General features: G+C 49.2%; 24 protein-coding genes. 4 read left to right on the forward strand and 20 right to left on the reverse strand.

Annotated features, from left to right (window positions below):
* Window positions 1–10: 10 nt before the first annotated feature.
* Together HXW94_RS09455 and HXW94_RS09460 are read left to right on the forward strand one after the other, a co-directional pair.
* The gene (locus HXW94_RS09455; RefSeq protein ID WP_246293815.1) at window positions 11–2,011 is read left to right on the forward strand and encodes a HAMP domain-containing methyl-accepting chemotaxis protein; all 2,001 of its coding nucleotides are present in this window, start codon (window positions 11–13) and stop codon (window positions 2,009–2,011) included.
* A gap of 107 nt (window positions 2,012–2,118) precedes the next feature.
* Window positions 2,119–2,502 (forward strand): response regulator, encoded by a 384-nt coding sequence (locus HXW94_RS09460; protein WP_178366656.1) that lies wholly within the window; start codon window positions 2,119–2,121, stop codon window positions 2,500–2,502.
* Here the strand turns inward: HXW94_RS09460 and HXW94_RS19505 are convergent.
* Window positions 2,497–2,895 (reverse strand): NifB/NifX family molybdenum-iron cluster-binding protein, encoded by a 399-nt coding sequence (locus tag HXW94_RS19505; protein ID WP_246293816.1) that lies wholly within the window; start codon window positions 2,893–2,895, stop codon window positions 2,497–2,499. The two genes, HXW94_RS09460 and HXW94_RS19505, sit on opposite strands and share 6 nt — an antisense overlap.
* A 429-nt stretch (window positions 2,896–3,324) precedes the next feature.
* Between HXW94_RS19505 and HXW94_RS09470 the strand changes: the two genes are divergently transcribed.
* Window positions 3,325–4,590, forward strand: coding sequence for a radical SAM protein (locus HXW94_RS09470; protein WP_178366657.1), 1,266 nt, complete (start codon window positions 3,325–3,327; stop codon window positions 4,588–4,590).
* A 299-nt stretch (window positions 4,591–4,889) separates the two neighbouring features.
* On the opposite strand, the gene HXW94_RS09475 is transcribed toward HXW94_RS09470, so the two are convergent.
* From HXW94_RS09475 to modA, 14 genes are all read right to left on the reverse strand, one after another.
* Window positions 4,890–5,138, reverse strand: coding sequence for a hypothetical protein (locus HXW94_RS09475; RefSeq protein WP_178366658.1), 249 nt, complete (start codon window positions 5,136–5,138; stop codon window positions 4,890–4,892).
* A 100-nt stretch (window positions 5,139–5,238) separates the two neighbouring features.
* Window positions 5,239–6,375, reverse strand: a complete 1,137-nt coding sequence (locus tag HXW94_RS09480) for a homocitrate synthase/isopropylmalate synthase family protein (RefSeq protein ID WP_178366659.1) — start codon at window positions 6,373–6,375, stop codon at window positions 5,239–5,241.
* On the reverse strand, window positions 6,375–6,680 hold the full coding sequence (locus HXW94_RS09485) for a (2Fe-2S) ferredoxin domain-containing protein (RefSeq protein WP_178366660.1): 306 nt from the start codon (window positions 6,678–6,680) through the stop codon (window positions 6,375–6,377). The genes HXW94_RS09480 and HXW94_RS09485 overlap by 1 nt, the downstream gene beginning before the upstream one ends.
* A 29-nt stretch (window positions 6,681–6,709) precedes the next feature.
* The gene (gene nifB, locus HXW94_RS09490; RefSeq protein WP_178366661.1) at window positions 6,710–8,032 is read right to left on the reverse strand and encodes a nitrogenase cofactor biosynthesis protein NifB; all 1,323 of its coding nucleotides are present in this window, start codon (window positions 8,030–8,032) and stop codon (window positions 6,710–6,712) included.
* 11 nt (window positions 8,033–8,043) lie between these two features.
* Complete coding sequence (locus HXW94_RS09495; protein WP_178366662.1) at window positions 8,044–9,453, reverse strand: nitrogenase component 1; 1,410 nt, start codon at window positions 9,451–9,453, stop codon at window positions 8,044–8,046.
* The gene (nifE, locus tag HXW94_RS09500; RefSeq protein ID WP_178366663.1) at window positions 9,450–10,826 is read right to left on the reverse strand and encodes a nitrogenase iron-molybdenum cofactor biosynthesis protein NifE; all 1,377 of its coding nucleotides are present in this window, start codon (window positions 10,824–10,826) and stop codon (window positions 9,450–9,452) included. Before nifE ends, HXW94_RS09495 begins: the two co-directional genes overlap by 4 nt.
* A gap of 19 nt (window positions 10,827–10,845) precedes the next feature.
* The gene (gene nifK, locus HXW94_RS09505) at window positions 10,846–12,222 is read right to left on the reverse strand and encodes a nitrogenase molybdenum-iron protein subunit beta (RefSeq protein ID WP_178366664.1); all 1,377 of its coding nucleotides are present in this window, start codon (window positions 12,220–12,222) and stop codon (window positions 10,846–10,848) included.
* A gap of 47 nt (window positions 12,223–12,269) precedes the next feature.
* Window positions 12,270–13,901, reverse strand: coding sequence for a nitrogenase molybdenum-iron protein alpha chain (gene nifD, locus HXW94_RS09510; protein ID WP_178366665.1), 1,632 nt, complete (start codon window positions 13,899–13,901; stop codon window positions 12,270–12,272).
* A 36-nt stretch (window positions 13,902–13,937) separates the two neighbouring features.
* Complete coding sequence (locus HXW94_RS09515; protein ID WP_178366666.1) at window positions 13,938–14,318, reverse strand: P-II family nitrogen regulator; 381 nt, start codon at window positions 14,316–14,318, stop codon at window positions 13,938–13,940.
* Window positions 14,315–14,674 (reverse strand): P-II family nitrogen regulator, encoded by a 360-nt coding sequence (locus HXW94_RS09520; RefSeq protein WP_178366667.1) that lies wholly within the window; start codon window positions 14,672–14,674, stop codon window positions 14,315–14,317. The genes HXW94_RS09515 and HXW94_RS09520 overlap by 4 nt, the downstream gene beginning before the upstream one ends.
* Before the next feature lie 37 nt (window positions 14,675–14,711).
* Window positions 14,712–15,536, reverse strand: coding sequence for a nitrogenase iron protein (gene nifH, locus HXW94_RS09525; RefSeq protein ID WP_178366668.1), 825 nt, complete (start codon window positions 15,534–15,536; stop codon window positions 14,712–14,714).
* A gap of 408 nt (window positions 15,537–15,944) precedes the next feature.
* A complete protein-coding gene (locus HXW94_RS19510; protein ID WP_178366669.1) occupies window positions 15,945–17,117 on the reverse strand; it encodes a GNAT family N-acetyltransferase in 1,173 nt (390 codons plus the stop codon).
* A 2-nt stretch (window positions 17,118–17,119) separates the two neighbouring features.
* Window positions 17,120–17,800: a molybdate ABC transporter permease subunit gene (modB, locus tag HXW94_RS09535; protein ID WP_178366670.1), complete on the reverse strand. Its 681-nt coding sequence runs from the start codon at window positions 17,798–17,800 to the stop codon at window positions 17,120–17,122.
* A gap of 19 nt (window positions 17,801–17,819) precedes the next feature.
* Window positions 17,820–18,599, reverse strand: a complete 780-nt coding sequence (modA, locus tag HXW94_RS09540) for a molybdate ABC transporter substrate-binding protein (protein WP_178366671.1) — start codon at window positions 18,597–18,599, stop codon at window positions 17,820–17,822.
* Between the two features lie 630 nt (window positions 18,600–19,229).
* On the opposite strand from modA, the gene HXW94_RS09545 reads away from it, so the two are divergent.
* Window positions 19,230–19,448, forward strand: coding sequence for a Nif11-like leader peptide family natural product precursor (locus HXW94_RS09545; protein WP_178366672.1), 219 nt, complete (start codon window positions 19,230–19,232; stop codon window positions 19,446–19,448).
* Between the two features lie 114 nt (window positions 19,449–19,562).
* On the opposite strand, the gene HXW94_RS09550 is transcribed toward HXW94_RS09545, so the two are convergent.
* The 5 genes from HXW94_RS09550 to HXW94_RS19250 form a co-directional block, all read right to left on the reverse strand.
* The gene (locus HXW94_RS09550) at window positions 19,563–19,829 is read right to left on the reverse strand and encodes a hypothetical protein (protein WP_178366673.1); all 267 of its coding nucleotides are present in this window, start codon (window positions 19,827–19,829) and stop codon (window positions 19,563–19,565) included.
* Window positions 19,830–19,935: 106 nt separating this feature from the next.
* A complete protein-coding gene (locus tag HXW94_RS09555) occupies window positions 19,936–21,096 on the reverse strand; it encodes a DNA-methyltransferase (protein ID WP_178366674.1) in 1,161 nt (386 codons plus the stop codon).
* A complete protein-coding gene (locus HXW94_RS09560) occupies window positions 21,093–21,671 on the reverse strand; it encodes a manganese efflux pump MntP (protein WP_178366675.1) in 579 nt (192 codons plus the stop codon). The genes HXW94_RS09555 and HXW94_RS09560 overlap by 4 nt, the downstream gene beginning before the upstream one ends.
* A 9-nt stretch (window positions 21,672–21,680) precedes the next feature.
* A complete protein-coding gene (locus tag HXW94_RS09565; RefSeq protein ID WP_178366676.1) occupies window positions 21,681–23,030 on the reverse strand; it encodes a multiheme c-type cytochrome in 1,350 nt (449 codons plus the stop codon).
* Window positions 23,031–23,220: 190 nt separating this feature from the next.
* Window positions 23,221–23,475: hypothetical protein (locus HXW94_RS19250; protein WP_218576648.1), on the reverse strand; the 255-nt coding region annotated here is incomplete at its 5' end.

A 23,475-nucleotide genomic window follows, 5' to 3' on the forward strand; every position in this document is an offset into this window, starting at 1 on the left:
GGAGAAAAAAATGAGCTGGAAAAATTTGTCATTGAAAATGAAATTGGTCGGTGGCTTCTCTACTGTAATGGGACTTCTTCTGATTGTTGCCGCTGTGGGGTTTATGGCTTTAAATGAGGCATCTTCAGGCTTTGAAGAATATCGCGGGATGGCTATCGGATCGAACACAGGAGGCAGAGTACAGGCGAACCTGTTGTCAGCCCAAATAAGTGCGATAAGTTTTATCAATACCGGAAGTGACGCAAGCCTTGATGAATTTGCCAAACGATGGAAAACGCTTTTAGAGCTGCACAACATCGCCCAGGAACAAATTACTAAACCGGAATGGTCCTCAGTCATTAAGGAGATAAGCAGCAATTTGGATCTATACCAGAAAGGTTTTGATCAAATCGTTGCATACCGAAACCACAGAAATAAGCTCGTTGATGACGTTTTAGACGTAAACGGCCCATTAATGGAGAATTCATTAACAGAGATCATGATATCTGCTAACAAAGACGGTGATATGACGGCGTCTTATTATACGGGCCTTGCCATGAAACATTTGCTTTTAGCCCGTCTGTATATGGCAACGTTTCTTGATACCAATGATCAGAGTGCTGTGGACAGGGTGCATGAAGAGTTCGAGAAAACAGTGAAAAATCTGGATATCCTGGACAAGGAATTAGAGAACCCTAAGCGAAGGGATTTGTTAAAAACCGTTATTGAGGCTGAAGAATTATACTTAAAAACGTTTGATGAGTTAGTTACAACTATTTTTGAACGAAATAAAAACGTTTCTGAGATTTTATCAAAAATGGGATGGGATATTTCATCTAAAATTGAGAATGTAAAGCTTGATATTAAAAAAGTCCAGGATGAAATCGGACCGAGGTTGCAGGCGAGCAATCAACGCTCTGTTGCAACCATTGGTATTGTCAGTTTAATCGCGATCGTTTTGGGTGTGTTTATCGTAATCATTATAATCAAAGGGGTTATGGCGCAGTTGGGCAGCGATCCCCGTGAACTTGCAGAGATCGCAGATAATATTGCCAATGGTAACCTGGTTATGGAATTTAACAACGATGATTCCAAAAACAAGGGGGTTTACGCCGGCATGAAGCGAATGACCCAAAACCTTTCCGATATGATTAAAGACATCACGACCGGGGTGCAAACCCTTGATGCCTCTTCCGGAGAACTGTCTGCCGTTTCCGAACAGATGGCATCCAATGTTGAGCAGACCGCAGAGCGCTCAAACAATGTGGCGGCATCTTCTGAAGAGATGTCCACCAACATGGCCAGTGTGGCCGCGGCCACAGAGCAAACCACAGCCAACATCCAGACCATCGTGGCTGCGGTTGAGGAGATGTCGGCCACGATCAACGAAATAGCCGGCAATACGGCAAAGGGAAGCCAGACCACGGCCCAGGCGGTGGAAACGGCAACCCATGTATCCGCCAAGGTGGATGATCTTGGCAAGGCTGCGTCGGAAATCAGTAAAGTAACCGAGACCATTGCTGATATTTCAGAGCAGACCAACCTTTTGGCTTTAAATGCCACCATTGAAGCAGCCAGGGCCGGAGAAGCCGGTAAAGGGTTTGCCGTAGTGGCCGGAGAGATCAAGGCACTTGCCCAGCAGACCGCCGAAGCAACCAATGAAATCAGTACCCGAATTGCAGGGATCCAGAGTACCACCCAGGAATCGGTGACCGCCATTGAATCCATTGTACATATTATTGACGAAATCAACGAGATTGTATCCACAGTGGCCACAGCCATTGAAGAGCAATCTTCAACCACCCAGGAAATTACCAGCAACATCAGCCAGGCCGCTTCCGGAGTGAACGAAGTCAATGAAAACGTCAACCAGGTATCTGCCGTGGTCGCTGAAGTGAACGTGGACATCAGCCAGGTGAACCAGGCTACCGATGAAGTGAAAACCGGCGGACTTCAGGTCGCGTCCAGTGCCGCAAAGTTAACGGAACTGGCCGGAAATCTCAAAAAGCTGGTGAGCCGGTTTACAGTTTAATAATAAGCACTTACCGCCGGGGGGTGTGACCCGGCGGTACGTTCGTAATTTAGAGGAAACAACAATAAGCGCGCAAATGATTCCCGTTAAAATAAAGTATTATTTTCATGAATAAAAAATCTAACCGGGTTTTTATTATAGATGATGAGCCCGCAATACTGCGAACCCTTAAAATGCAGTTGCAAAGGTTGGGATGCCTAGTTGAGACAGCGAATAGCGGTATAGAGGCAATTCAAAAATTAAAACGCAATAGTTTTGACCTTGTAATCACCGATATAAAAATGCCGGGCATTTCCGGTGAACAGGTGCTTGAATGCGCAAAATCTTCGTATGAGAGTACAATACCTGTCGTTGGCATATCCGGTACGCCATGGTTATTATCACATTCCGACTTTGACGCAGTTTTACCAAAGCCGTTCACCAAAAAAGACCTGGAGTTGGTACTTTCCAAAGTTTTAAGTCAGGGGGCATCAGGCTCATGGGCCTTATAGAACAGATCCTGATGAACCTGATGAACAATGCCCGACACACAATGTCCGGCGATAAATGGATTCAAGCAGTTCCGGGGTGACGGGTTTGTTTCCTGCGGCAGCTGCTGCCCGCACCTGGGGCAGCAACCTTTGGGCGGTATCGGCATCAATGTCGATATTGCGGTGGGCCAACGATTCCCCTTTTTTCAAGGCCACCAATACAAGATCAATCATGCCGTTAACCTCATGGATGGTAAATCCCATGGTGCCCAGGATTTTTTTAGGCGTATCCCCTGCCCCGGACACAAGAATGGTGTGGCAATCTTTAATGGTCCGGGCAAGATTCTGCCATCCGGCATCCCCGCGGCCAGATAAGCCATGGCTCTGTATTGTGCCGATGTAAGTTATCTGCATATAGCTTTCCTTTATAATCCTGTTTTATGATGTAGTTGAACATATATCATTACGGCAATAAACTGAGAATCGATTTTTGGCAACTCTTGGCCCTATTCATGTAAATTTGACAATAAAAGCCACATGTCTCCCATTAACAATCAACAAAATTGTCAATTAGTCGCCCGCCGAGCCGTAACAATGCAGCAAAAAACTCGGATCATCCCAAACCGAACGCAGTATCATATATTTTTTCCCATGTATTTTCGGTAGTCTTTGTCTTCTGTTTTCACTTTTCACATTCACTGGCATTTTTATTGCTTTTATCCAGAGTTACCAACCAACTATATTGACAGATTGCATGGTGCTGTAAAGGTAAAGCCAAATACAGTGGCCTAAAGGCAATATGGTTAGGCAATGAGAATCAGTTTAACAGCCAGGAGAGAAAAAATGGATCTATCCAAACACCCATGTTTCAATGCCAAGATAAAAGGTACCTACGGACGAGTTCACCTTCCCGTTGCACCACGGTGCAATATTCAATGTAATTATTGCCATCGAAAACACGACTGTGTAAATGAAACCCGGCCCGGGGTAAGCAGTGCGGTCCTGAAACCGAGCCAGGCAATGGTCTATCTCGATTATGTACTTGAAAAAATGAAAAACATCTCGGTCGTGGGGATTACGGGTCCGGGTGATCCATTTGCCAATCCCGATGAAACCATGGAAACACTTCGATTGGTGCGAAGGAAATACCCTGAAATGATACTTTGTCTGGCCACCAACGGTTTGGGTATCGGCCCGTACATCAATGACCTGGCCGGGATGAATGTCAGCCATGTCACTGTCACTTTAAATGCACTTGATTCTGAAATCGGATCGCAACTATACGCCTTTGTTCGTCATGGCAAAAGAACCCTGGCCCCCAAACCGGGCTTTGAGGTTTTGCTGGAAAAGCAACTTGATGCAATCTGCGGTATTAAAGAAAAAAACATCATCACTAAAGTCAATACTGTCATTATACCGGGGATCAATGACGGCCATATTGAAGCAATCGCTGAAAAGATGGCCGAACTAAAGGTAGATGTTCTCAACTGCATCCCTTTTTATCCCAATAAGGGGTCTAATTTTGGCCACTTGGAAGAGCCGTCCGAATCACTAATGGCCGATATTCGAAAAAAGGCGGCAAAACATATCCCTCAAATGTATCATTGCCAACGCTGCCGGGCTGATGCCGCAGGCATTCTGGGTGAGGACAATGGCCGGAAAATCACTAAAAAACTTCAGGAATGTGCACAGATGCCGGAAATACACGGCGATGACCGGCCTTATGTGGCGGTTGCCAGTCTTGACGGCCGGCTGGTTAATCAGCATCTCGGAAAAGCGGAAGAACTGTTAATTTATGCCCAAAAAGATAATGGTGGCATCTATTTTGTTGAAGCGCGAAAGACACCCAGGCCCGGCGGTGGGAAGCAGCGCTGGGAAGACTTGAGCGCTCTGCTCAGTGATTGCAGGGCATTGATGGTCACAGGGCTCGGCGACAGTCCGCGCCGCATACTCAGTCAAAAGAAAATTGATGTTTTAGAATTAGACGGAACAATCGTAGAAGCCGCTGAAGCCGTTTTCGAGGGGCACAGTATGGACTTTATGATCCAACGGGATGTCGAGGCATGCAACAAAAAGAACCCCATGGCCGGCATGGGGTGTGGATTTTAATCATACCCGGCAAACAACTTAAAGAGAGTCTTTGTTCTGAACAGGACACAGTAACTGTTCCCCTTCAAATTGAATTTACAAATGAAAAGGTTCGCTTTAACAAAAGCAGTTCTGATGAGTATAATTTATGGGAATATTCATTCGAAGTAATCAAATATGAAAAAAAAGCAGTGAATCCCTTTTATGTGTGCAATTAGTCTGCTGATTTTCAGTCACACTCGATGTTGAGGGAGCAGTGGATATATTTTTTAAAAATTCGTTAAAAAATATATCCACTTTATCGAATGTGGCCTCCTTTCCTAATCACCTGTGTTTGCAATGGTTCTCACAGAGACGATGCTTTCCCAGTCGTAATAGGTGTTGATCATTTTATTTTTTTCGGTTTCCGTGATGCGAACAAACTCGTCACCAAGAAAGAACGTCGCGGCGGTATAAACCTTTTCATCGTTTATCTGGCATTGGACATCCTTCCTCAGTTTTCTCGACAAGGTGCCATGAAGCGGCATAGAGGCATATTCAAAAATCTTTTCCAGTGTTGTTTTTTTCATGCTTTCTCCTTTGAATTAATCGTTTTTGAAAAGAGTTTGCGTTACTTTCCTTTTTTTTTGCAAACAAATATCATTTAAAAAATTTTATTACATTTGCAAATCAACAAAACGCCTTGTAATAGATGGATTCGAGTAGTTTCGGGGTTACGGGCTTGTTTCCTGCGGCAGCTGCTGCCCGCACCTGGGGCAGCAACCTTTGGGCGGTATCGGCATCAATGTCGATATTGCGGTGGGCCAGGGCGTGTTTTATGGCGGCCGAGCCTGAATGAACGCCTAAAATCATTTGTCTTGGGGTGCTTCTGCCCACCTGTTCGGGATCGTATAATTCATAGGATCGTGTATCTTTCAGCAGGCCGGCGCAGTGGATGCCGGATTCATGGGAAAATATTCGTGAGCCCACAATGGGTTTGGTCGCATGGATCTGGTGCCCTGAAAACCTGGCCACCGTATTGCACAGCCGGGCAAGTTCAGACAGGCGCATATTACTTTTTTTGGCACCAATACCGAACAGGGCCATGGCGGTTTCTTCAAGGGGGGCATTGCCTGCCCGTTCCCCCAGGCCGTTGACGGTTACACTGATGGCCTTGGCACCGGCATCCACGGCAGACACGGCATTGGCCGTGGCCATGCCGAGATCGTTGTGGCCGTGAAATTCCAGGGCCAGGCCGGGCAGACGGATTAACAGGGTCTCGATCATGTCCATGAGTGCGGACGGGGTAATCATACCCACGGTATCGGCAAGCCGTACCCGGTGGACGCCCAATCCGATGGCTTCCCGGCAGAACCGTAAAAGAAAATCCATGTCTGTGCGGGTGGCATCCTGGGCGCCCACGGATACCTGGTCAAAATAGTGTCTGGCAAATCGGACGGTGTCATCCAGGGTTTCCAGCACCCACGCCTCATTTTTCTCAAACGTCTTGAGCAGAATGGAGGACGTGGGGAAACTGATATGTACCCCGGGGGTGTTGCAGCCAATGGCCAGTTCGATATCTTTTTTGACCGCCCTGCACCAGCAGGTGAGCATGCTGGGCAGGTTCAACCGGGCAATGGATTCAATTTCCCGGCATGCAAACTCGCCCATGGCAGGAATGCCCACTTCAATTTCGTCAACGCCGCATTCGGCAAGCCGGCTCGCAATAGTCAATTTTTCCAGGGGCCTGAAAAAGACACCCGGGGCCTGTTCCCCGTCCCGAAGGGTGGTGTCCACCATCCAAACCCGCACATCATGGGTTTTCATCAGAGTACGTAGTCCTCTGCAATCTCACCGTCTTCCATGGCATCCAAAATGGTGTCAATGGCCTCTTCGTTCTCCACGTTGCCATACCAGATATTATCCGGGTAAATCACCATCACAGGGCCGTCGTCACACTGTTTCAGGCAGCAGGTGGAAGAGACCAGCACCTCTTCAAGGCCCCTGTCAATCACTTCATTTTCAATATAGGCCAAAAAATCCCCGGACCCTTTTCTGTGGCATTTGCCTTTGGGTTCTCCACTGGGGCGAAAACTTGCGCATACGAGGATGTGTTTTTCAGGCTTGTTCATTTTTTTCTCCTTAGTTGTTTTTTTTTATTTTACATACAACCGGTGCCGGTTCCCCTGCACGCCCCGCAGGCGGTCTGTGTCCGGACAGCCAGATGATTTAACGATTCCCCTTTTTTCAAGGCCACCAATACAAGATCAATCATGCCGTTGACCTCATGAATGGTGAATCCCATAGTGCCCAGAATTTTTTTAGGCGTATCCCCGACACCGGACACCAGAATGGTGTGACAATCTTTAATGGTCCGGGCAAGGTTCTGCCATCTGACATCCCCGCCGCCGGGTTTAGGCAAGGTTCTTGTTTCTACAAATGTCGGGATTTCCTGGTTTACGTCATAAACGTGTAATTCCGTGGCCTCACCTAAGTGCTGATTGATCAACGCACCTTCCCGGCTGGCCAGGGCCACATAAGGTCTTGGGGCCGAAGCATTGAACGCATACTTATCGTCATGTTCACCAGGCCTTTCATGGCAATACGTGGTCGCAGTGGATAAAGGTATCGGGGCAGTGGCGTGGTATGTCAGCCGATCCATAAGTTTCTGATTCAAGGGATCGTCCAGCAGGCCTACAGCATCGGCCCGACAGCGTTTGCAATGGGTCATCTGGGGTACAAAAACCTGGGCCGCCGTTCTGATTTCCCTGACCAGATCTTTGCCCGGTTCTGCCATATTTTCAAAATTTGAGCCTTTGGTGGGGAAATAGGGCATGCAGTTGAAGATGTCCACGCCCATTTCACCCATTTTTTCTGCCACGTCTACCATATGGCCGTCATTGATGCCGGGCAACAGAATAGAATTGACCTTAACCATGATATTGCGTGCCTTAAGTCCTTTGACAGCGGCAAGCTGGCGCTCTAACAGCAGTGCGGCACCCTGGGCCGGACCCACGGACCGTTTGCCGTCCCTGACCCATGCGTAAATTTTTGCGCCGATGTCAGGGTCCACCGCGTTGATGGTAATGCTCACATGGGTGGTATGGACAGCTTTCAATTCATCCAGGTAGGGATGGATATTCATGCCGTTGGTGGCCACGCACAGGAGCATGTCCGGATAGGCGGCGCGCACCCTGGTTAAAGTTTCCATGGTTTTATCGCCGTTGGCAAAGGGATCGCCCGGGCCGGCAATGCCCACCACAGCAGTATTGGGTTTGGCCGCCACCACATCGGCCAGGTAGGCCATGGCCTGGTCCGGGCTCAGAATGGAGGAGGTGACCCCGGGGCGGCTTTCATTGACACAGTCAAACTGTCTGTTGCAGAAATTGCACTGGATATTACAGGCCGGCGCAACCGGAAGGTGGACCCGACCGAAATCCTTGCACGATTTTTTATTAAAACAGGGATGGTGATCTAAATTCATCTTTATTTTCCTTACATATATGAGTATCCGATTCTGGATTCGGTCTGTCTTGCCGTAAGAATTGTATTGACGATGTTGTCAAACAATTGCTGGGCCCCCTTATACCCGACGTGCAGGATGCGCGCGCCCCCTACCCTGTCGTGGATGGGAAATCCCACCCTTACCAATGGGATTTTCAGCCGTCTTGCCATGGCATACCCCTTGGAGTTGCCGATGATGAGTTCAGGTTTCTGATCTTCGGGCATGGCTGCGGCGGTCTCTTCCATGCAGGTGAAATCCATGTCATTCTGGATCACAGCCTGGTCAATGAGGGTTTCGGGCAGGGTCTGTTCCAGGGCTTTTTTAAATGTTTTGCTTTTGCCGCCGGATGCGCAGAGTACGGGAATAATACCGACCTCGGCAAGGAAGCCGGCCATGGAGACGACAAAATCCTCTTCCCCGTAAATCAGGGCCCGTTTTTTCGATACATATTTATTGCCGTCCACATAGGCATCCACCAGCCGCCATTTCTCTTTTCGGTACCGTTCGGGCACGGGCCGGCCCGAAATCCGGGACAGGTTATCCAGAAAGCGATCCGTGGCCTTGACCCCGATGGGGATGGGCAGCCGTGTGCAGGGGATACCAAAGCGTTTGTTTAAGATGTCGCCCGCGGTTTCCTGGCCGTTTTCAGCGGCCAGGGCCAGCACGGCACCGAACTCCATACTGTGGACGGCCACATTCATCTTTTCAATTTCTGACATGGGCGTGCCCCCTTTCTGGATGGCCTGGTACTCCTGCCATGAGGGTCCTTCCAGCCGTTCCGAATAATCGGGCAGAATGGTGACCGGGGTATGAAACGCCTCAAAAATATCTTTTAAATGCCGCAGGTCTTCGTTGGAGAGCATACCGGGAAACAGGTTTATTTTTTTCTTTTTCTTGGGCCGGTAAACGATTCTTTTATCCACCGGGTTGAAGCGATCCACAACGGCCGCCACGGCACCATGAAATCCGTCCACGTGGGTGCCGGTGTATGATGGTGTGGAGACATGGACCAGGGCCGTATCATTGATGGTATTGCCCATGCTGTTTAATATGAGCTGGACATCATCCCCAATGGTTTCGGACAGACAGGTCGTGGCGATACCGATCATGGCCGGGGCATACTGGCGGGCCACATTTTCAATGGCCAGTTTCAGGTTGGCACCGCCCCCGAATACAGCGGTTTCCTCGGTAAAGTTGGATGAGGCAATATCCACGGGCTCCTTGAAATGAGATATCAGGTAACGCCGCATATAGGTGGAGCATCCCTGGGAGCCGTGCAGCAGGGGTACACAGCCTTCAATCCCCTGGAACACCAGGGTGGCCCCTAAAGGCGTGCACATTTTGCATGCATTCTGGGTCGCGGTGTATGATGGTGTATCTTTATATTTTCTCAGGGTCATATGGCACCTTCCTTTCCGGCCGGTTTCTGCCGCCTGGGAACCAGATCCCATACCGGGCTTGTCACGGTTCCGTGGACTTCTTTGGCAAAATTGACCATGCCTTCAAATCCGACCAGGGGAATTTTACGTTCATGGTTATGATCACAAAACCCGATGCCCATCTTATAGGCAATGGGGCGTTCCTTGACGCCGCCGATAAACAGGTCTGCATCTTTTTCAACGGAGTACTTGGCCAGTTCCAGGGGGTTTGAGTCGTCTAAAATGACGGTGCCCTCGTTACACATCTGCCTGAGCACTTCATAATCTTCCTGGGTGCCGGTCTGGGAACCGGCCAGGATCACTTCCATGCCAAGGGTTTTTAATGCCTTGATCAATGAAAAGGCCTTGAACGCGCCGCCCACGTATATGGCCGCTTTTTTGCCTTCAAGGTCTTTTTTCATGGTTTCCAGGCGGGGGATAATGGCCTGGACCTCTTTTTTGATCAGGTCCTGGGTTTTTTTAAGAATTTCGGGGTTTTTATCAAAGAATACAGCGACCTGGTACAGGGCATCCGAGGTGTCTTCAATGCCGAAATAGGAGACCCTTATAAAAGGGATGCCGTACTCTTTTTCCATCTGCTTTGCCAGGTGGGTCACCGACCCTGAACACTGGACCACGTTCAGGGCGGCATTGCCCGCCTGCATCACTTCGTCCACCCGGCCGTCTCCGGTGATCACGGAGACCACCTTCACCCCCATGGCTTCATAATATTTTTTGATCATCCAGGTCTCTCCGCCAATATTGAATTCGCCCAGGATATTGATGGAGTCGGGGATGGTGATCCGGGGGGTTTTGTTTCTTTCGATGAGACTGAACAAGGCGTCGCAAGCCGCCTTGTATCCGTCTTTTTTAGTGCCTTTAAATCCTTCGGAGTGGACCGCAATGACAGGGATGTGGGTCTCTTCTTCGACCTGGCGGCAGACCGCGTCCACGTCATCACCAATAATGCCCACAATACAGGTACAGTAAATAAAGGCGGCTTTGGGTGAATATTTGTCAATGAGCTCCAGCAATGCCCTTTTCAGTTTTTTCTCTCCGCCATAGATAATATCGGTCTCTGACAGGTCTGTTGAAAAACTCATCCGGTGAAGCTCCGGGCCCGAAGACTGAGCCCCCCTGATATCCCAGGTATAGGAAGCGCACCCGATGGGGCCGTGGATCAGATGCAAGGCATCTGCGATGGGGTAAAGCACCACCCTGGAGCCGCAGAACACACAGGCCCGCTGACTGACTGCGCCGGCCAGACTCTTGGTGTCACATGTCATCTCAAAGGGCTGCTTACCCTTCTGGTAGATCTGTTTTTCCCGCTGTTTGAGTACCGATATGGAGGTCATTTTATTTCTCCTTCTTATTTTACTCTACCAGTTCAAAACGCTCTTCCGGTGCATCCCGGTCTGTGCGGTCCATGAGAGCGCCCAGGATTTTTTCCAGCAAATGCAATCCACCTTTGTATCCCACGGAAGGAAAGTAGGAGTGGCCGATCCGGTCCAGAATGGGGAATCCGTGGCGTACAAAGGGAATGTCCTCGTCCCGGGCAATGTACTTGCCGTAAGTGTTGCAGATGAGCAGGTCCACAGGTTCGTTCTTGATCCACTGATGCAACAGGAACAGGTCGCCGGGCCCCTTGACGTTAATGTCGTCGCCAAACCGGGCCGTGACTTCCTTAATCCGTTTGGTAAAGGCCTTGCCCGGGGTGCCGGTGACGATGTGGACCGGTTTCATGCCCATGGTGACCAGAAATTCGGTCAGGGCAATCACCTGGTCCGGGTCTCCGGCAATGGCGACCTTTTTACCGTACAAGTGGGGCTGCATGTCTGAAATCACATCCAACAGCTGGCCGCGCTCCTGGGTAACGGTATCGGGTACCGAAACGCCGGCAACGGTGCGCAGGGCATCCACAAACCGGTCCGTCGCCAACAGGCCGATGGGCAGATCATGTACCTGGCAGGGCACCTTGAGCTGGGTGTCAAGGGCTCTGACCGCATCGGCCGAGGCCCAGGCGCCCAGCCCGATGGAGCCGATACTGTCACCGGTACGCTTGAGTTCGTCGATGGTGACGCCGCCCTTGGGGTACATCTGGAATTTGCCGGTCAAAGGACCGTTCAAAATGCCCGAGGTGTCCGGAAACAGGATGGTCTCAACACCCAGCATCCCGGCGATTCGCTTCATTTCAACCATATCCGAAGGCTCCACAAATCCGGGCACAATGTTGACTTTTCCGTTGGATTTGCCGGTCTTTTCAGCCAGCTGGACAGCCATGGCCTTCACCATGTTGGAAAAGCCCGTGACATGGGACCCCACATAGGATGGGGTGGGGGTATGGATGACATACTTGCCTTCGGGGATGGTGCCGTCGGCTTTGGCCTTCTTGACAATCTGGTTCACATCGTCACCGATGGTTTCCGACAGACAGGTGGTGTGTACTGCAACGATGTCCGGGTCATAGGTGGTGAATATGGTCAAAAAGGCCTGAAGCAGGTTGGCCTGGCCACCGAATACCGATGCCCCTTCAGTAAACGAGGAGGTGGCCGCCATAATGGGTTCGCGGTAATGACGGGTCAACGTGGACCGGTGATAGGCGCAGCACCCCTGGGAACCATGGCTGTGAGGCAGGCAACCATGGATCCCTAAACCTGCGTACATGGCCCCGATGGGCTGGCAGGTCTTTGCCGGGTTTATAGCCAGGGCTTTTCTTGCTTTAATCTCTTTAGGTGTATGTCGAAGCAGCATAAATTTCTCCGTTTCTTATTTCTTGTCTCTTGTTTCTTGTCTCTTGACTATTCCCAATTATATTTGGCCGACAATTCAGGGTTTTTCTGCCAGGGCGCTTCCAGGTATTGCCAGATATTGGCGTTGAGCATGCGGTCGATTTCATCAAAAAAATTTATCGCCCCTTCAAATGACGCGTATGGGCCACCCGTGTCATAGGAATGCAACTGCTTCATGGGAATACCGTGCTTCTGGACTGCGTATTTTTCCTTGATACCGGCACAGAAAATGTCCGGCTTGTACATGGCGATCAGGGTTTCTGTTTCGTGCTGGCTGATATCATCAATGATCAGGGAGCCCTTTTCCATTTCAGGGATCATGCCGTCATACGCTTTAAACGGATACCCCTTTTCTTCCAGCGCCTTCATCTCCTCTTCGGTTTTTCTGGGGTTGTACCGGGTGTCATCCGGTTCGATTTCCAGCTCTTCAATGTTTCTGGAGTCTGCATCAATTTTAATGTCCGGAATGACATGGCGTCCTTCGTAGTCATCCCTGTGGGCAAATTCGTATCCGGCGGAAAGCACGGTCATGCCGATGTCCCTGAACAACTCCTGGTAGTGATGGGCCCGGGAGCCGCCCACAAACATCATGGCGGTTTTGCCCTCACACCGGGGTTTGACCTCTTTGATTTTGGCTTCAACAGGGGCCATTTCCTCGGCAATCACCGCTTCCACCCGGTCAATGAGTTCCTGGTCTTCAAAATAGGCAGCGATTTTGCGCAGACTGCTCGCGGTTGACGTTGGCCCCAGAAAGCTGACTTTTATCCAGGGGATACCGTATTTTGTCTCCAACATGTCTGCCACGTAGTTAATGGAGCGGTGGCACATGACCGCATTGAGGTCTGCGGTGTGGCAGTTGGCAAACTGATCCATGGTGGAATTACCTGAAAATGTGGACACCAGCTCGATGCCGCATTTATTGAGCAGTTCTTCAATGACAAATCCGTCGCCGCCGATGTTGTATTCTCCGAGCAGGTTGATTTTGAATTTCGCGTCCATAACCGTATCATCCAGGCCCACAACATGGGTAAAAATGGCATTGTTGGCAATGTGATGGCCGGCGGACTGACTTACGCCCTTATACCCTTCACAGGAGAATCCAAAAATATTGATGCCGAGCTTTTCCTTCATTTCCCTTGCCACGGCATGGACATCATCGCCGATCAGGCCCACCGGACAGGTGGAAAAAATGGAGATGGATTTGGGTTTAAAAATATCATAGGCCTCCTGGATGGCGGCTTTCAGTTTCTTTTCCCCGCCGAAAACAATGTCTTGGTCCTGCATGTCCGTGGAAAAGCAATAGGTCATATAATTGTCCGCATCGTCTGACGGGGGACGGGTCTGGTTGCGCCGGGTCAGCCAGGAGTAGAATCCGCAGCCGATGGGGCCGTGGGTCAGGTTGATAATATCCCGGGTCGGACCCATGATTACACCTTTGCAGCCGGCATAGCAGCACCCTCTCTGGGTGATGATGCCCGGGACGGTCCTGACATTGGCACCGACCTTCAGGCCGTCTTTTTCATCGCTTGAAACCGGCGTGATCTGTTTGGCACGTTTCCGGGCCACTTTGGGCGGATACTTTGCCAGTATTTCTTTTTTTATCTCTTCCGGATTAACGGTGTGGGTTCGTTCGCCTGTCATATGTTTACCCCTATTTTTTCTTTCTTATGGTTTAGCTCAAAATTCGTCCAGAACGGCATCGCCGCTTTCAGATGTTCTCACGGAGATGGCGTCTTCAGTGGGCATAACCCATATCACCCCGTCTCCTGATTTTCCGGTTTGATTGGCGTATATAATGGTGTCTACGGTTTTTTGGACCAGTTGGTCCGGCACAACCACAAACAGGGCCCGTTTGGGTCGCAGGCGGTCGCTCTGGCCCAACTGGGCAATAGCCTCTTCATAACCTTGTTCCGCACCTTTGAGCAGATCCATGTTCACCAGGCCTTTGCCGCGTCCCAGGCACTCCAGGGCGGTCATGGAGGAGACGCCCGCGTCAATCAGCGCCTTTTTGGTATCATTGATCTTGTTCATGCGGACCACGGCCATGATCTCTTTCATGATGCCACCTCCAGGTCTTCTTCAAGGTCTATATTTTTTTTGCCGGAACTGATGGTATAAGACGCAATGACCGGAGAGACAAAAATCTTGCCGTCGCCGAATGCGCCTTTCTCACCGGTCCTTGCCGTGGCCAAAATGGTTTTAAGGACAAAATCACGGTCTTTTTCATCCACAACCGATAAAAGCATCTCCTTGGGAATTTCATCATAGGTAATTTCACCGATTTTGATGCCCCGCTGCTTTCCGCGCCCGGCCACACTCATCCGGGTGACTGCCGGATATCCCGATTCCATGAGGGCGGACATGACGGCATTAACTTTTTCAGGGCGGACGATGGCTTTAATCATTGCTTTCATTTAAATATTCCTTATCGTTTTGTGTTGTGGTTTCCGGTTACGCCGCGATCCCGTATTTAATAAGCAGGTCTTCCAGTTCTTCAATCTCAAGGGGCGTGGGGATGACAAACATCTCATTTTCATCCATCTTTTTGGCCAGGGCCCGGTATTCATCGGCCTGGGGGTGGTCCCGTGCATAATCAATAACCGTTTTTCTGTTGATTTCAGCTTTCTGGACCATGTTATCCCTGGGAACAAAGTGGAGCATCTGGGTGCCCAGCCTACTCGCCAGCTGTTCAATCATTTCCAGTTCGTTGTCCACGTTACGGGAGTTGCAGATCAGACCGCCGAGGCGCACCCCGCCGGACTGGGCAAATTTTACGATACCCTTGCAGATGTTGTTGGCCGCGTACATGGCCATCATTTCGCCGGATACAACAATATAGATCTCCTGGGCTTTGCCTTCACGGATGGGCATGGCAAACCCGCCGCAGACCACGTCGCCCAGAACATCATAAAATACATAATCCAGATGCTGCTCTTCGTCATAGGCACCCAGCTGTTCCAGCAGATTGATGGAGGTGATGATCCCCCGGCCCGCGCAGCCGACACCGGGTTCCGGCCCGCCGGATTCCGTACACAGGACCCCGCCGTACCCTTCTTTTCTCACGTCTTCCAGTTCCACATCCTCACCCTCTTCCCTCAGGGTATCCAGAACGGTTTTCTGGGCCAGTCCGTTGAGCATGAGCCGTGTGGAATCTGACTTGGGATCACACCCCACAATCATGATTTTTTTACCGGCTTCCACCAGTCCTGCTACCGTATTCTGGGTTGTTGTGGATTTGCCGATGCCGCCTTTTCCGTAGATGGCTACTTTTCTCATTGTTGTTTCGCTCCTTTAATTAAGCTTTAGTTGTGTTTGATTTTGACAGGCAAAATACCTGTCCGTCGTCGTAATGCATGTAACTGCAACAGGTGTTCCATGGCGATTTGTGGTGACCGAAAAAAAACATAACCACTTTGAATTACGAATTATTTTAAATCAAAAAAAAATTTTTTTTGTGTTTTTGTACATAACGACGATTTTAATATCACAATTGTGTGATATATTATGATACAAATATGTAACTTGTTTTTAATTAATAAATTATTGATCATCATTGAGTATCTGGGTGAGCGATCCTGAATTTTAACCACTGAAAGCACGGAAGGACACGGAAATGAGTTTGATTTTTTAAAGAACAGCCATGTCCTGACGGACACAACAAACAATGAAAGATATATGAAACGCTTAATCCAGGGATTTAACCAGACAGATCAATGAGGTCTGTTTCCACGCTTTTTTATTATAGAAATCAAGGCCGTTATGGTTGTCTTTGTCTGCAAGCAGGGAAATGGATTTTATCCCTTTTTTTAGCGCCCAATCTTCAATGGCAGACAGTAAAAGGGTTGCTATCCCTTTATTTCTGTATTCACGGTCTACAACCAAATCTTCAACCACGGCAGTGATACGGCCCAAGGCCGTTGAAATTCGAGTTTGGGCCGTACACATTCCAACAATTATGTCATTCACCCATGCCACTTTTACAGTTCGGTGCTTTCCGCAGCCATCCAGCATCAATCGCAACCCCCTGGCCTGGGACCCGGGATTGAATTCAAAATCCTGTTCTATGGCAAATAACTGGGCCAGCAAGGGCAGCATCTGATCAATATCTACAGGTCGTGCCTCTTTAATAATAATTTTCATAGCCTTTTTTCTCAAGTTGACATAACTTTCAAGATCACGGTGCCACGGTTGTTTCATCAGTTCTTCAGTCCTACGGTGCTGCTGAATACAGCCCCCCTTGATCACCAGAATCTCATCAGTCATCATTCGCATCTCCATCACCGAATGGCTGATAAAAATTATGGGAATACCGTAATTGTTGAAGACATTTTTCAAATACGGAATAATTTGAAATTTATGGCCCTCATCCAAAGCCGAAAGCGGTTCATCCAGCAGGATCAAGCGAGGATTCGACAAAACCGTTCTTGCCAGGGCGATACGCTGGCGCTCCCCGCCTGACAAGGTGGAAACATCCCGTGACAAAAGCGGTGTAACACCGAGAACTTCAAAAAGGCCGGCGGGATCAATCTGTCTATTTTCGGATTTGATCCGTTTATATCCATAGAAGATATTTTTTTTAACGCTCATATGAGGAAAGAGATGGGCGTGCTGAAACACAACCCCAATGCCGCGCTGATCGGGTTTGAGGTTAATCTTTTCCTTTGAATCAAAAAGAACCGTTGTACCCAACCGGATATAACCGCTGTCCGGCAGTGCTAGCCCGGCAAGCAGATTCATAATCGTTGATTTTCCGCTTCCTGATGGACCGAAAATCCCCGTCCTTGATGAGGAGAGGCTGAATGCAACATCAAGGGTAAAATCCTTGAAACGTTTTTTCAATTCGACGTCTAATCGCACGGCTATCCCTTCTTGAACTTTCGGTTTATTCCCTCACTAACGAGAAGAATGGCAAAAGACAGGCTGATGGAGACCAGACACAGTGTCAGCGCCATTCGATCACCCCCCGGCACAGCGGTATATTCGTAGATCGCCAGGGGGATTGTCTGTGTCACCCCCGGGATATTACCGGCAAGAATCACGGTGGCGCCGAACTCACCAAGGTTCCTGGCAAACATCAACGACATCCCGGAAAAAATCGCACGGCTGCTTAACGGCAGGACAATGGTAAAAAAACTGTCCCACCATCCTGCACCAAGGGTGCGTGACACGGAAATATAGGATTGATCCACTGCCTCCATACCAATACGAATTGAACGGACCATCAGGGGAAACCCGACCACCGCCGATGCAATAACCGCACCGGTAAGTGAAAAAACCACCTGGATACCCAGAAGATTCAGAAACTTACCGATGATACCGTTGGACCCGAAGGAGAGCAGCAACAAATATCCGACCACGACCGGCGGCAAAACCAAAGGGAGACTGATCATCCCTTCGATCACCGCCTTGCCTCTGGTTTTGCCAAAGGCAAGAAAATAGCCACAAGCAATGCCAAAGGGGGTGGCAATCAACGTTGCCGAGCAAGCGACCTTCAGGGAAAGCCAGACGGCGGAAATATCCTGGGGAGAAAGTGTCAACATTGTAATTTCTTTTACTTGATCATAAAGATTTACCATGCCCCGTATCAGGCAGCGTAAAACCAAGGCGAATCATTTCCGGATGGACCGCTTCAGAAACGATATACGCATAGAAGCGTTCGGCATCGGCATTCCCATCGCTTTGCTTTGTCATGGCAACCGGATAGGTTACCCGACGATAAAGCCCTGGAGGAACTTCAAACAGAATCCCGGCACTGCCGGCAAGCATCGCATCCGTTTTGTAAACAAAGGCACCGTCGGTCTCTCCCCGGTCAGCATAAAGCAGGGCCTGACGGACGTCCTTTGCCATGACCAGTTGCCCTTTTTTAAGCATTTCATCATATATACCCTCTTTATCCATTGCCTGCTTGGCATACTGACCGGCCGGCACACTGCCGGGACTGCCTAAGGCGATACGTGTCAGTTTCCGTAAATCGCTCACGGAATGGGCATCCGTACCTGGCTTACCCACAAACACCAACGCATTATGAGCAAATATTTTTTTGGTGTCTATCTTAATCTTGCCCTTTTCAATCAGATGCGTCATCCACTTCGGATTGGCAGAGACATAGATATCTGCAGGCGCCCCCTGTTCGATTTGCTTTGCCAAGGCGCCGGATGAGGCAAAATTGGGGATAATTTTCACATCAGGATGCTGTCCCTGAAACGTTATTATCAAACGATTGCACAGATTACTCATGCTCTTTGCCACTGAAACACGAACCTGCCCGGCCTGGGCCTGGGTGCTGAATACCAGCAGAATAAAAACAACAAAATTGTTTAATCCTTTCACTTTTTTCATATCAATCCTCCTCCGACTTCATTGTTGTTGGTTTATTTTAATTTTAATTGTGGCCGGTTCGCTTTTGCATATACCCATTTTCAAGTAAAAAATAAACCACGAATCCCTTTAAGAAACAAAATTGTCATAAAATAGAACAAAATTGTCTACACCTACACATTACACCTTCAACTTTCATACCAAAGCTATAAAATTTAATAAAAAGCATTAAACATACCGTTTTTTGGGGGCCTTGGTCATATTTTAGACCATACGAATTTCCGGTAGGTTGGGTTGAGGAACGAAACCCAACGCCGATAAGTTGTTGGGTTTCACTTCGTTCAACCCAACCTACGCTGTGGCCGCTGTTATGACCAAGCCCGTTTTTTTAATAGTTATCTCATCCTTTATATAAGGCGATCCTTCTAAAATAATTATGGACCGTTAAAAACTGGTCTTGTTTTTGCAGATATAATTTTGCAAATGCAAAAAGGTGGCCCCCCTCCTTTTTTTTAAATATCCGCAACCCCTTAACCGGACGCGACTAAACTTAAATTAGCGCCCTTTGGGCGGGATGTTAGGTGGTGGGTGCTGGGTGCTGGGTGCTGGGAAATGGAAATTCCTATACTCTTTAATTAATGGAGAAAAACGATGTCAGAAGAAAACGTTCAGGCCTTTTTAGATAAAGGCGCAGATGATCGCAAATTCCGTGTAAAGTACGATAACTGTTTTTCAATGGAAAAATTTGCAGCCATGGCAAAAGAAGATGGCTTTGAATTTACTGTAGAAGAACTTCAGGCCGTATTGAAGGCCAATGGGGACTCTTTCGATTCATATGGGAACCCGCCCAAAAAGGGAATTTGGGTATAATCGTGAACGGTGCTGTTCAGCAACAGCACCGTTTTTAAATAAAACTTTGGTTATGGGCCTTAGAATTGCTGCGCCAATGTTCAATAGGGGTTTCAACGGTTGAGGCAATACGCATTACGCAAGTCCCAGGTTATCGTAAAAGTGCCGGCGTTTCATCCGGCGCAATGCCTTGTCTTCTTTGACCAGGTAGAAGGATTTGTTGTTTTCATCATCAAAACATTCAAAAAGCCCGGTATAATCTTCTATGTCGGTAACATCACAGATCCTGGAAACATCATCGTTAAACCGCCGGCAGACTGACACCCAGTCTTCGATTTTCGCGTCTTTCTTGATGGAAATTGCCTTTGAGGCCTCATTATATTCCGCTTGGATGGATTTCATATGGATACCTCCGGAGTTTGAAAATTATAGGGTTAAAAAAGCCCTGTTATGAATCCATTCTAACAGAATAGATCTTTTTGTGTAAAACCTAAAATATACAAGCCTATCAGGAAGCAGGATCAAAATCCGGAAATAAAAGTCCATCCGTCTTGGACTTTGCCCCACAAATCTCGGGCACAACCGGGGCGTTTTGGGCTGCCGTGGCGGTATTTGCGGTTTCCCGGGACGGGATGCTGTAATGGACAACCATATTTTCATCACCCTGCTGTTCAGCAGATACCGGGATATTTAACACAAGTTCTTTTTCCTGGCGCGTTACCACGGGAAACCCATAATGCGCATTTTCATATTTGATGGGTTTCCCGGCCGCCAGACGCCCTTGGACAAATTCGTTATGAAGATCTATGCGATGCTGGATGACGGATGAAAAGTGACCAAGGGAATCCCGGCATTTATCGCAAAAATTTTCCAGAAGGCTTGGGTCGATTTCATATCCTGTGGAATTGCGTCCGGCAGCCATGGCCGCAAGCGTTGTGGTGCCCGTGCCCAGAAACGGATCCAGAACAAGATCCCCTTTTACGGAATACATGTTGATCAGGCGATAGGCCAGTTCAAAGGGGAAGGCCCCGCTGCGGTTACGTTTTTTTTGTTTTCCCATGGCCTGGCGGGTGCCTTTAAGGTCCATCCAGATGTCTGAAAACCACTGGTTGCGCTCTTCCCAGAACAATGCGCTTTGGCGCCGGTTTTCCTTGGTTGCAGGAGAGGTGAATTCGCGTTTTCCCCCTTTCCTTAAAATAAGAATATATTCGTGCTCTAACGTAACATATGCCCCGGCCGGCAACATGCCCGATCCCATGAACTTGTTGGGCGCATTGGTCTGCTTGCGCCATAATATGCAGGGTAAGGCCGTAAATCCCAATGCCTGGGTCGCATTTAATATTCTGGCGTGGTTGGGATATAGGGCAAAATTATCCCCCAGGGTACGTGTGGCATCTCCGATATTGATACAGGCAAATCCACCGGGGGAAAGCACCCTGAAGACCTCTTCCCAGATCCGGTCCAGCACCTGATGCATAAGCTCAAAGGCAAGAGAACCGTCCGATTTTCTAAGGGCCTTTTCAATTTTCCGGTCCTGGTGACTAAAAATTTCATCCCACATATCAATCATGGGATAGGGAGGCGATGTCACCACAAGATTGACACTGCCGTCTGTCACCGCTGCCATTTTTGCGGCATTGCATATATAGTGTTTATGGTTTGTTTTCATATGGTTAAATCAGGCACCGTAAAAAGTGCGGGAATCAGGATTTTTAAGCCAAGACCTATTAATATTATTCCGCCGACAATTTCCATTCGGTTGCCGAGTACTGCGCCCACCCGTTTCCCAATGCCGATGGCGGCCACGGACATGGCGCAGGTAATCATACCAATAAGCACTGAAGGGTACCAGATATTAACATCCATCACGGCCAGTCCCAGGCCGATGGCCAGGGCATCAATGCTGGTGGCAAAACTGAGCATGACCATGGTCAGGCCTTTGGAGGGATCTCTGTGAAGACAGTCGCCGGTGTCGGCAACCCCTTCCCGGACCATGCGCCCACCCACAAAGACCAGAAGACCAAAGGCGATCCAGTGGTCCACGGCCCGGACATATGACACAAATCCGGTTCCAAGGATCCACCCGACCACCGGCATCATGAACTGGAACAGACCAAAGTGAAAGGCCAGGCGGAATACGGCCCGCCGGTCTTTTGCATACCCGCAGGCCGCAGCAGCCATGGACACGGCCGAGGCATCCATGGCCAGTCCAATGGCGATGACAACAATATCGAACAAATGCATTGTAATATATTAAAACGTTTTTTGTACCGCAGCCATCTCCACCACAGGCAACGGCCCTAAGGCCGGTCCGGGCAACTGGTTGAGAATTTTCTGGGGCATGGACCGGTACAGCAGCCGTGCGGTCAGTGTGTATCCCTTTTGGGGTGTGGCCTTTAAATTAAATAAACGGGCCGCACTTTTTCCCACAGGAATCCGGGTGTCGGACAAAATTTCCTTTGCTTTGGCCATGTTAATCACCGGATTGCCAAGGCCGTCCCCAAGCGTGACTTTAAACATCACCGTGTTTTCCGGCAGTTCATTGTTATTATCGGGAACACCGGTCTGGAAAACGGTTTTTCCGGCACGGTCTGTTAAAACAACTTCAATCCATACCTGACGCAGATCCCCTAACCCTGTGGGCAGACTGTGGCCGGCACCGGTATTGGTGACAACAACCCGGGCGGTGCGGGCATCCGTCATGACCAGGAAAAGATCTGCCGCATGTTTCAAGCGTTCCACAGCCATGGCTGATTTATCTTCGGCATTAAACATTGCCGGCACACCGGAGTTGGCGCCCACAAAATTGTGGGTGAATATATGAGGCCGCTGCTTTGCACCTGCCGCCGCACTGCCCGGATTCTTGGGCCGGGGCGTCGATCCGGTGGCCGGAACCCCGGGCCGCTGGTACATGTGGCACCCCTGGCAGGACACATGCGTTTCAGGATCAGAGCTGTTATACGGACTGTTTTTCCATTCCGTGTATGTCGTTTCAAGGTCGGTGCCAAAGGACACATGCTTGACATCGTGGCAGGTACCGCAGATTTTTGAATCCGTATGCAGTTTTGAGAATGCGGCATCGTGGAAGTCAGGTTCAGCATCGTCAAAGGGACCATACTTGACACCGGGATCATCCTCACCCTGCCCCGGGGATAAAACCAGTCCATTATTGTACATCCGGCTGACGTCTACAGCCACATGGCAATAGTCACACTGGATGCCCTGGGCCGGGACATACGGGGTTTTGGAAAGATCATCGGACACCTTTGTCGGAAAACCGGTCACAAATCCCACAGGGGTATGGCACTTCACGCAGGACTCGGCCTCCTCAATATGACCGGCATCCGTCAGGCCCTCGCGAAAAAATTTTGCCACCCGGGTATAAATCGGGTCTTTATGGGAAAGGTTGTGCAGGGAGCCCTCCCACTGGGCCATAATCTCATCGTGGCATGCCCCACAGGTCTCGGGATCAATGAATTGATCCAGCTCAAAACTATTTTCCCTGGCAGCGGCACCAACGGGTACAGCCCACACCAGTAAAACACACAGGAAAGCAAGCCCGCAACAGATGGGGGCAACCCGGATTCTTTGTTTTTTGTACATATGAGTACTCCTTTTTATATTAGGATAAGAATTTTTGGGATTGGTTCTAACGTCGGCCGCTGTAGGGGCAGGCCCCTGTGCCTGCCCTAACGAGGGCAACCACAGGGGGATTGTTGCCCCTACAAAAAATGGCCGACAATAGAATCAAGCCCAAATTTTTGGCCTCACGGGCCAATCACTTTTTCGGGCCTCAGGATTTGCAGGGACCACGGCCCTGTTGATCGGCCTTTTGGGTCCCCTTTGCGATCCATTCAAAAAAGCGGACAACGACATTTTTTTTCTTATGTGCAATATTACTGTTTTTCATAAAATGCGGCAAGGAATTGCCGTCCTCCTTATAATTAAGATAGTAGCCCAGGCACCGGACCTTAGCACGTCGTATTGTAGGAATAACCGTCAGATGCATGAAGCAGCCTGCAATATTTCCAGCTAATGCCCTGTACTG

The organism is Desulfobacter latus, from assembly GCF_013389365.1.
Lineage (GTDB): Bacteria > Desulfobacterota > Desulfobacteria > Desulfobacterales > Desulfobacteraceae > Desulfobacter > Desulfobacter latus.

Excerpts from the sequence above, each read along its gene's own strand:
- HXW94_RS09455 (WP_246293815.1), top strand. The coding sequence starts at position 11 with ATGAGCTGGAAAAATTTGTCATTGAAAATGAAATTGGTCGGTGGCTTC.
- HXW94_RS09460 (WP_178366656.1), top strand. The coding sequence starts at position 2,119 with ATGAATAAAAAATCTAACCGGGTTTTTATTATAGATGATGAGCCCGCA.
- HXW94_RS19505 (WP_246293816.1), bottom strand. The coding sequence starts at position 2,895 with ATGCAGATAACTTACATCGGCACAATACAGAGCCATGGCTTATCTGGC.
- HXW94_RS09470 (WP_178366657.1), top strand. The coding sequence starts at position 3,325 with ATGGATCTATCCAAACACCCATGTTTCAATGCCAAGATAAAAGGTACC.
- HXW94_RS09475 (WP_178366658.1), bottom strand. The coding sequence starts at position 5,138 with ATGAAAAAAACAACACTGGAAAAGATTTTTGAATATGCCTCTATGCCG.
- HXW94_RS09480 (WP_178366659.1), bottom strand. The coding sequence starts at position 6,375 with ATGAAAACCCATGATGTGCGGGTTTGGATGGTGGACACCACCCTTCGG.
- HXW94_RS09485 (WP_178366660.1), bottom strand. The coding sequence starts at position 6,680 with ATGAACAAGCCTGAAAAACACATCCTCGTATGCGCAAGTTTTCGCCCC.
- nifB (WP_178366661.1), bottom strand. The coding sequence starts at position 8,032 with ATGAATTTAGATCACCATCCCTGTTTTAATAAAAAATCGTGCAAGGAT.
- HXW94_RS09495 (WP_178366662.1), bottom strand. The coding sequence starts at position 9,453 with ATGACCCTGAGAAAATATAAAGATACACCATCATACACCGCGACCCAG.
- nifE (WP_178366663.1), bottom strand. The coding sequence starts at position 10,826 with ATGACCTCCATATCGGTACTCAAACAGCGGGAAAAACAGATCTACCAG.
- nifK (WP_178366664.1), bottom strand. The coding sequence starts at position 12,222 with ATGCTGCTTCGACATACACCTAAAGAGATTAAAGCAAGAAAAGCCCTG.
- nifD (WP_178366665.1), bottom strand. The coding sequence starts at position 13,901 with ATGACAGGCGAACGAACCCACACCGTTAATCCGGAAGAGATAAAAAAA.
- HXW94_RS09515 (WP_178366666.1), bottom strand. The coding sequence starts at position 14,318 with ATGAAAGAGATCATGGCCGTGGTCCGCATGAACAAGATCAATGATACC.
- HXW94_RS09520 (WP_178366667.1), bottom strand. The coding sequence starts at position 14,674 with ATGAAAGCAATGATTAAAGCCATCGTCCGCCCTGAAAAAGTTAATGCC.
- nifH (WP_178366668.1), bottom strand. The coding sequence starts at position 15,536 with ATGAGAAAAGTAGCCATCTACGGAAAAGGCGGCATCGGCAAATCCACA.
- modB (WP_178366670.1), bottom strand. The coding sequence starts at position 17,800 with ATGTTGACACTTTCTCCCCAGGATATTTCCGCCGTCTGGCTTTCCCTG.
- modA (WP_178366671.1), bottom strand. The coding sequence starts at position 18,599 with ATGAAAAAAGTGAAAGGATTAAACAATTTTGTTGTTTTTATTCTGCTG.
- HXW94_RS09545 (WP_178366672.1), top strand. The coding sequence starts at position 19,230 with ATGTCAGAAGAAAACGTTCAGGCCTTTTTAGATAAAGGCGCAGATGAT.
- HXW94_RS09550 (WP_178366673.1), bottom strand. The coding sequence starts at position 19,829 with ATGAAATCCATCCAAGCGGAATATAATGAGGCCTCAAAGGCAATTTCC.
- HXW94_RS09555 (WP_178366674.1), bottom strand. The coding sequence starts at position 21,096 with ATGAAAACAAACCATAAACACTATATATGCAATGCCGCAAAAATGGCA.
- HXW94_RS09560 (WP_178366675.1), bottom strand. The coding sequence starts at position 21,671 with ATGCATTTGTTCGATATTGTTGTCATCGCCATTGGACTGGCCATGGAT.
- HXW94_RS09565 (WP_178366676.1), bottom strand. The coding sequence starts at position 23,030 with ATGTACAAAAAACAAAGAATCCGGGTTGCCCCCATCTGTTGCGGGCTT.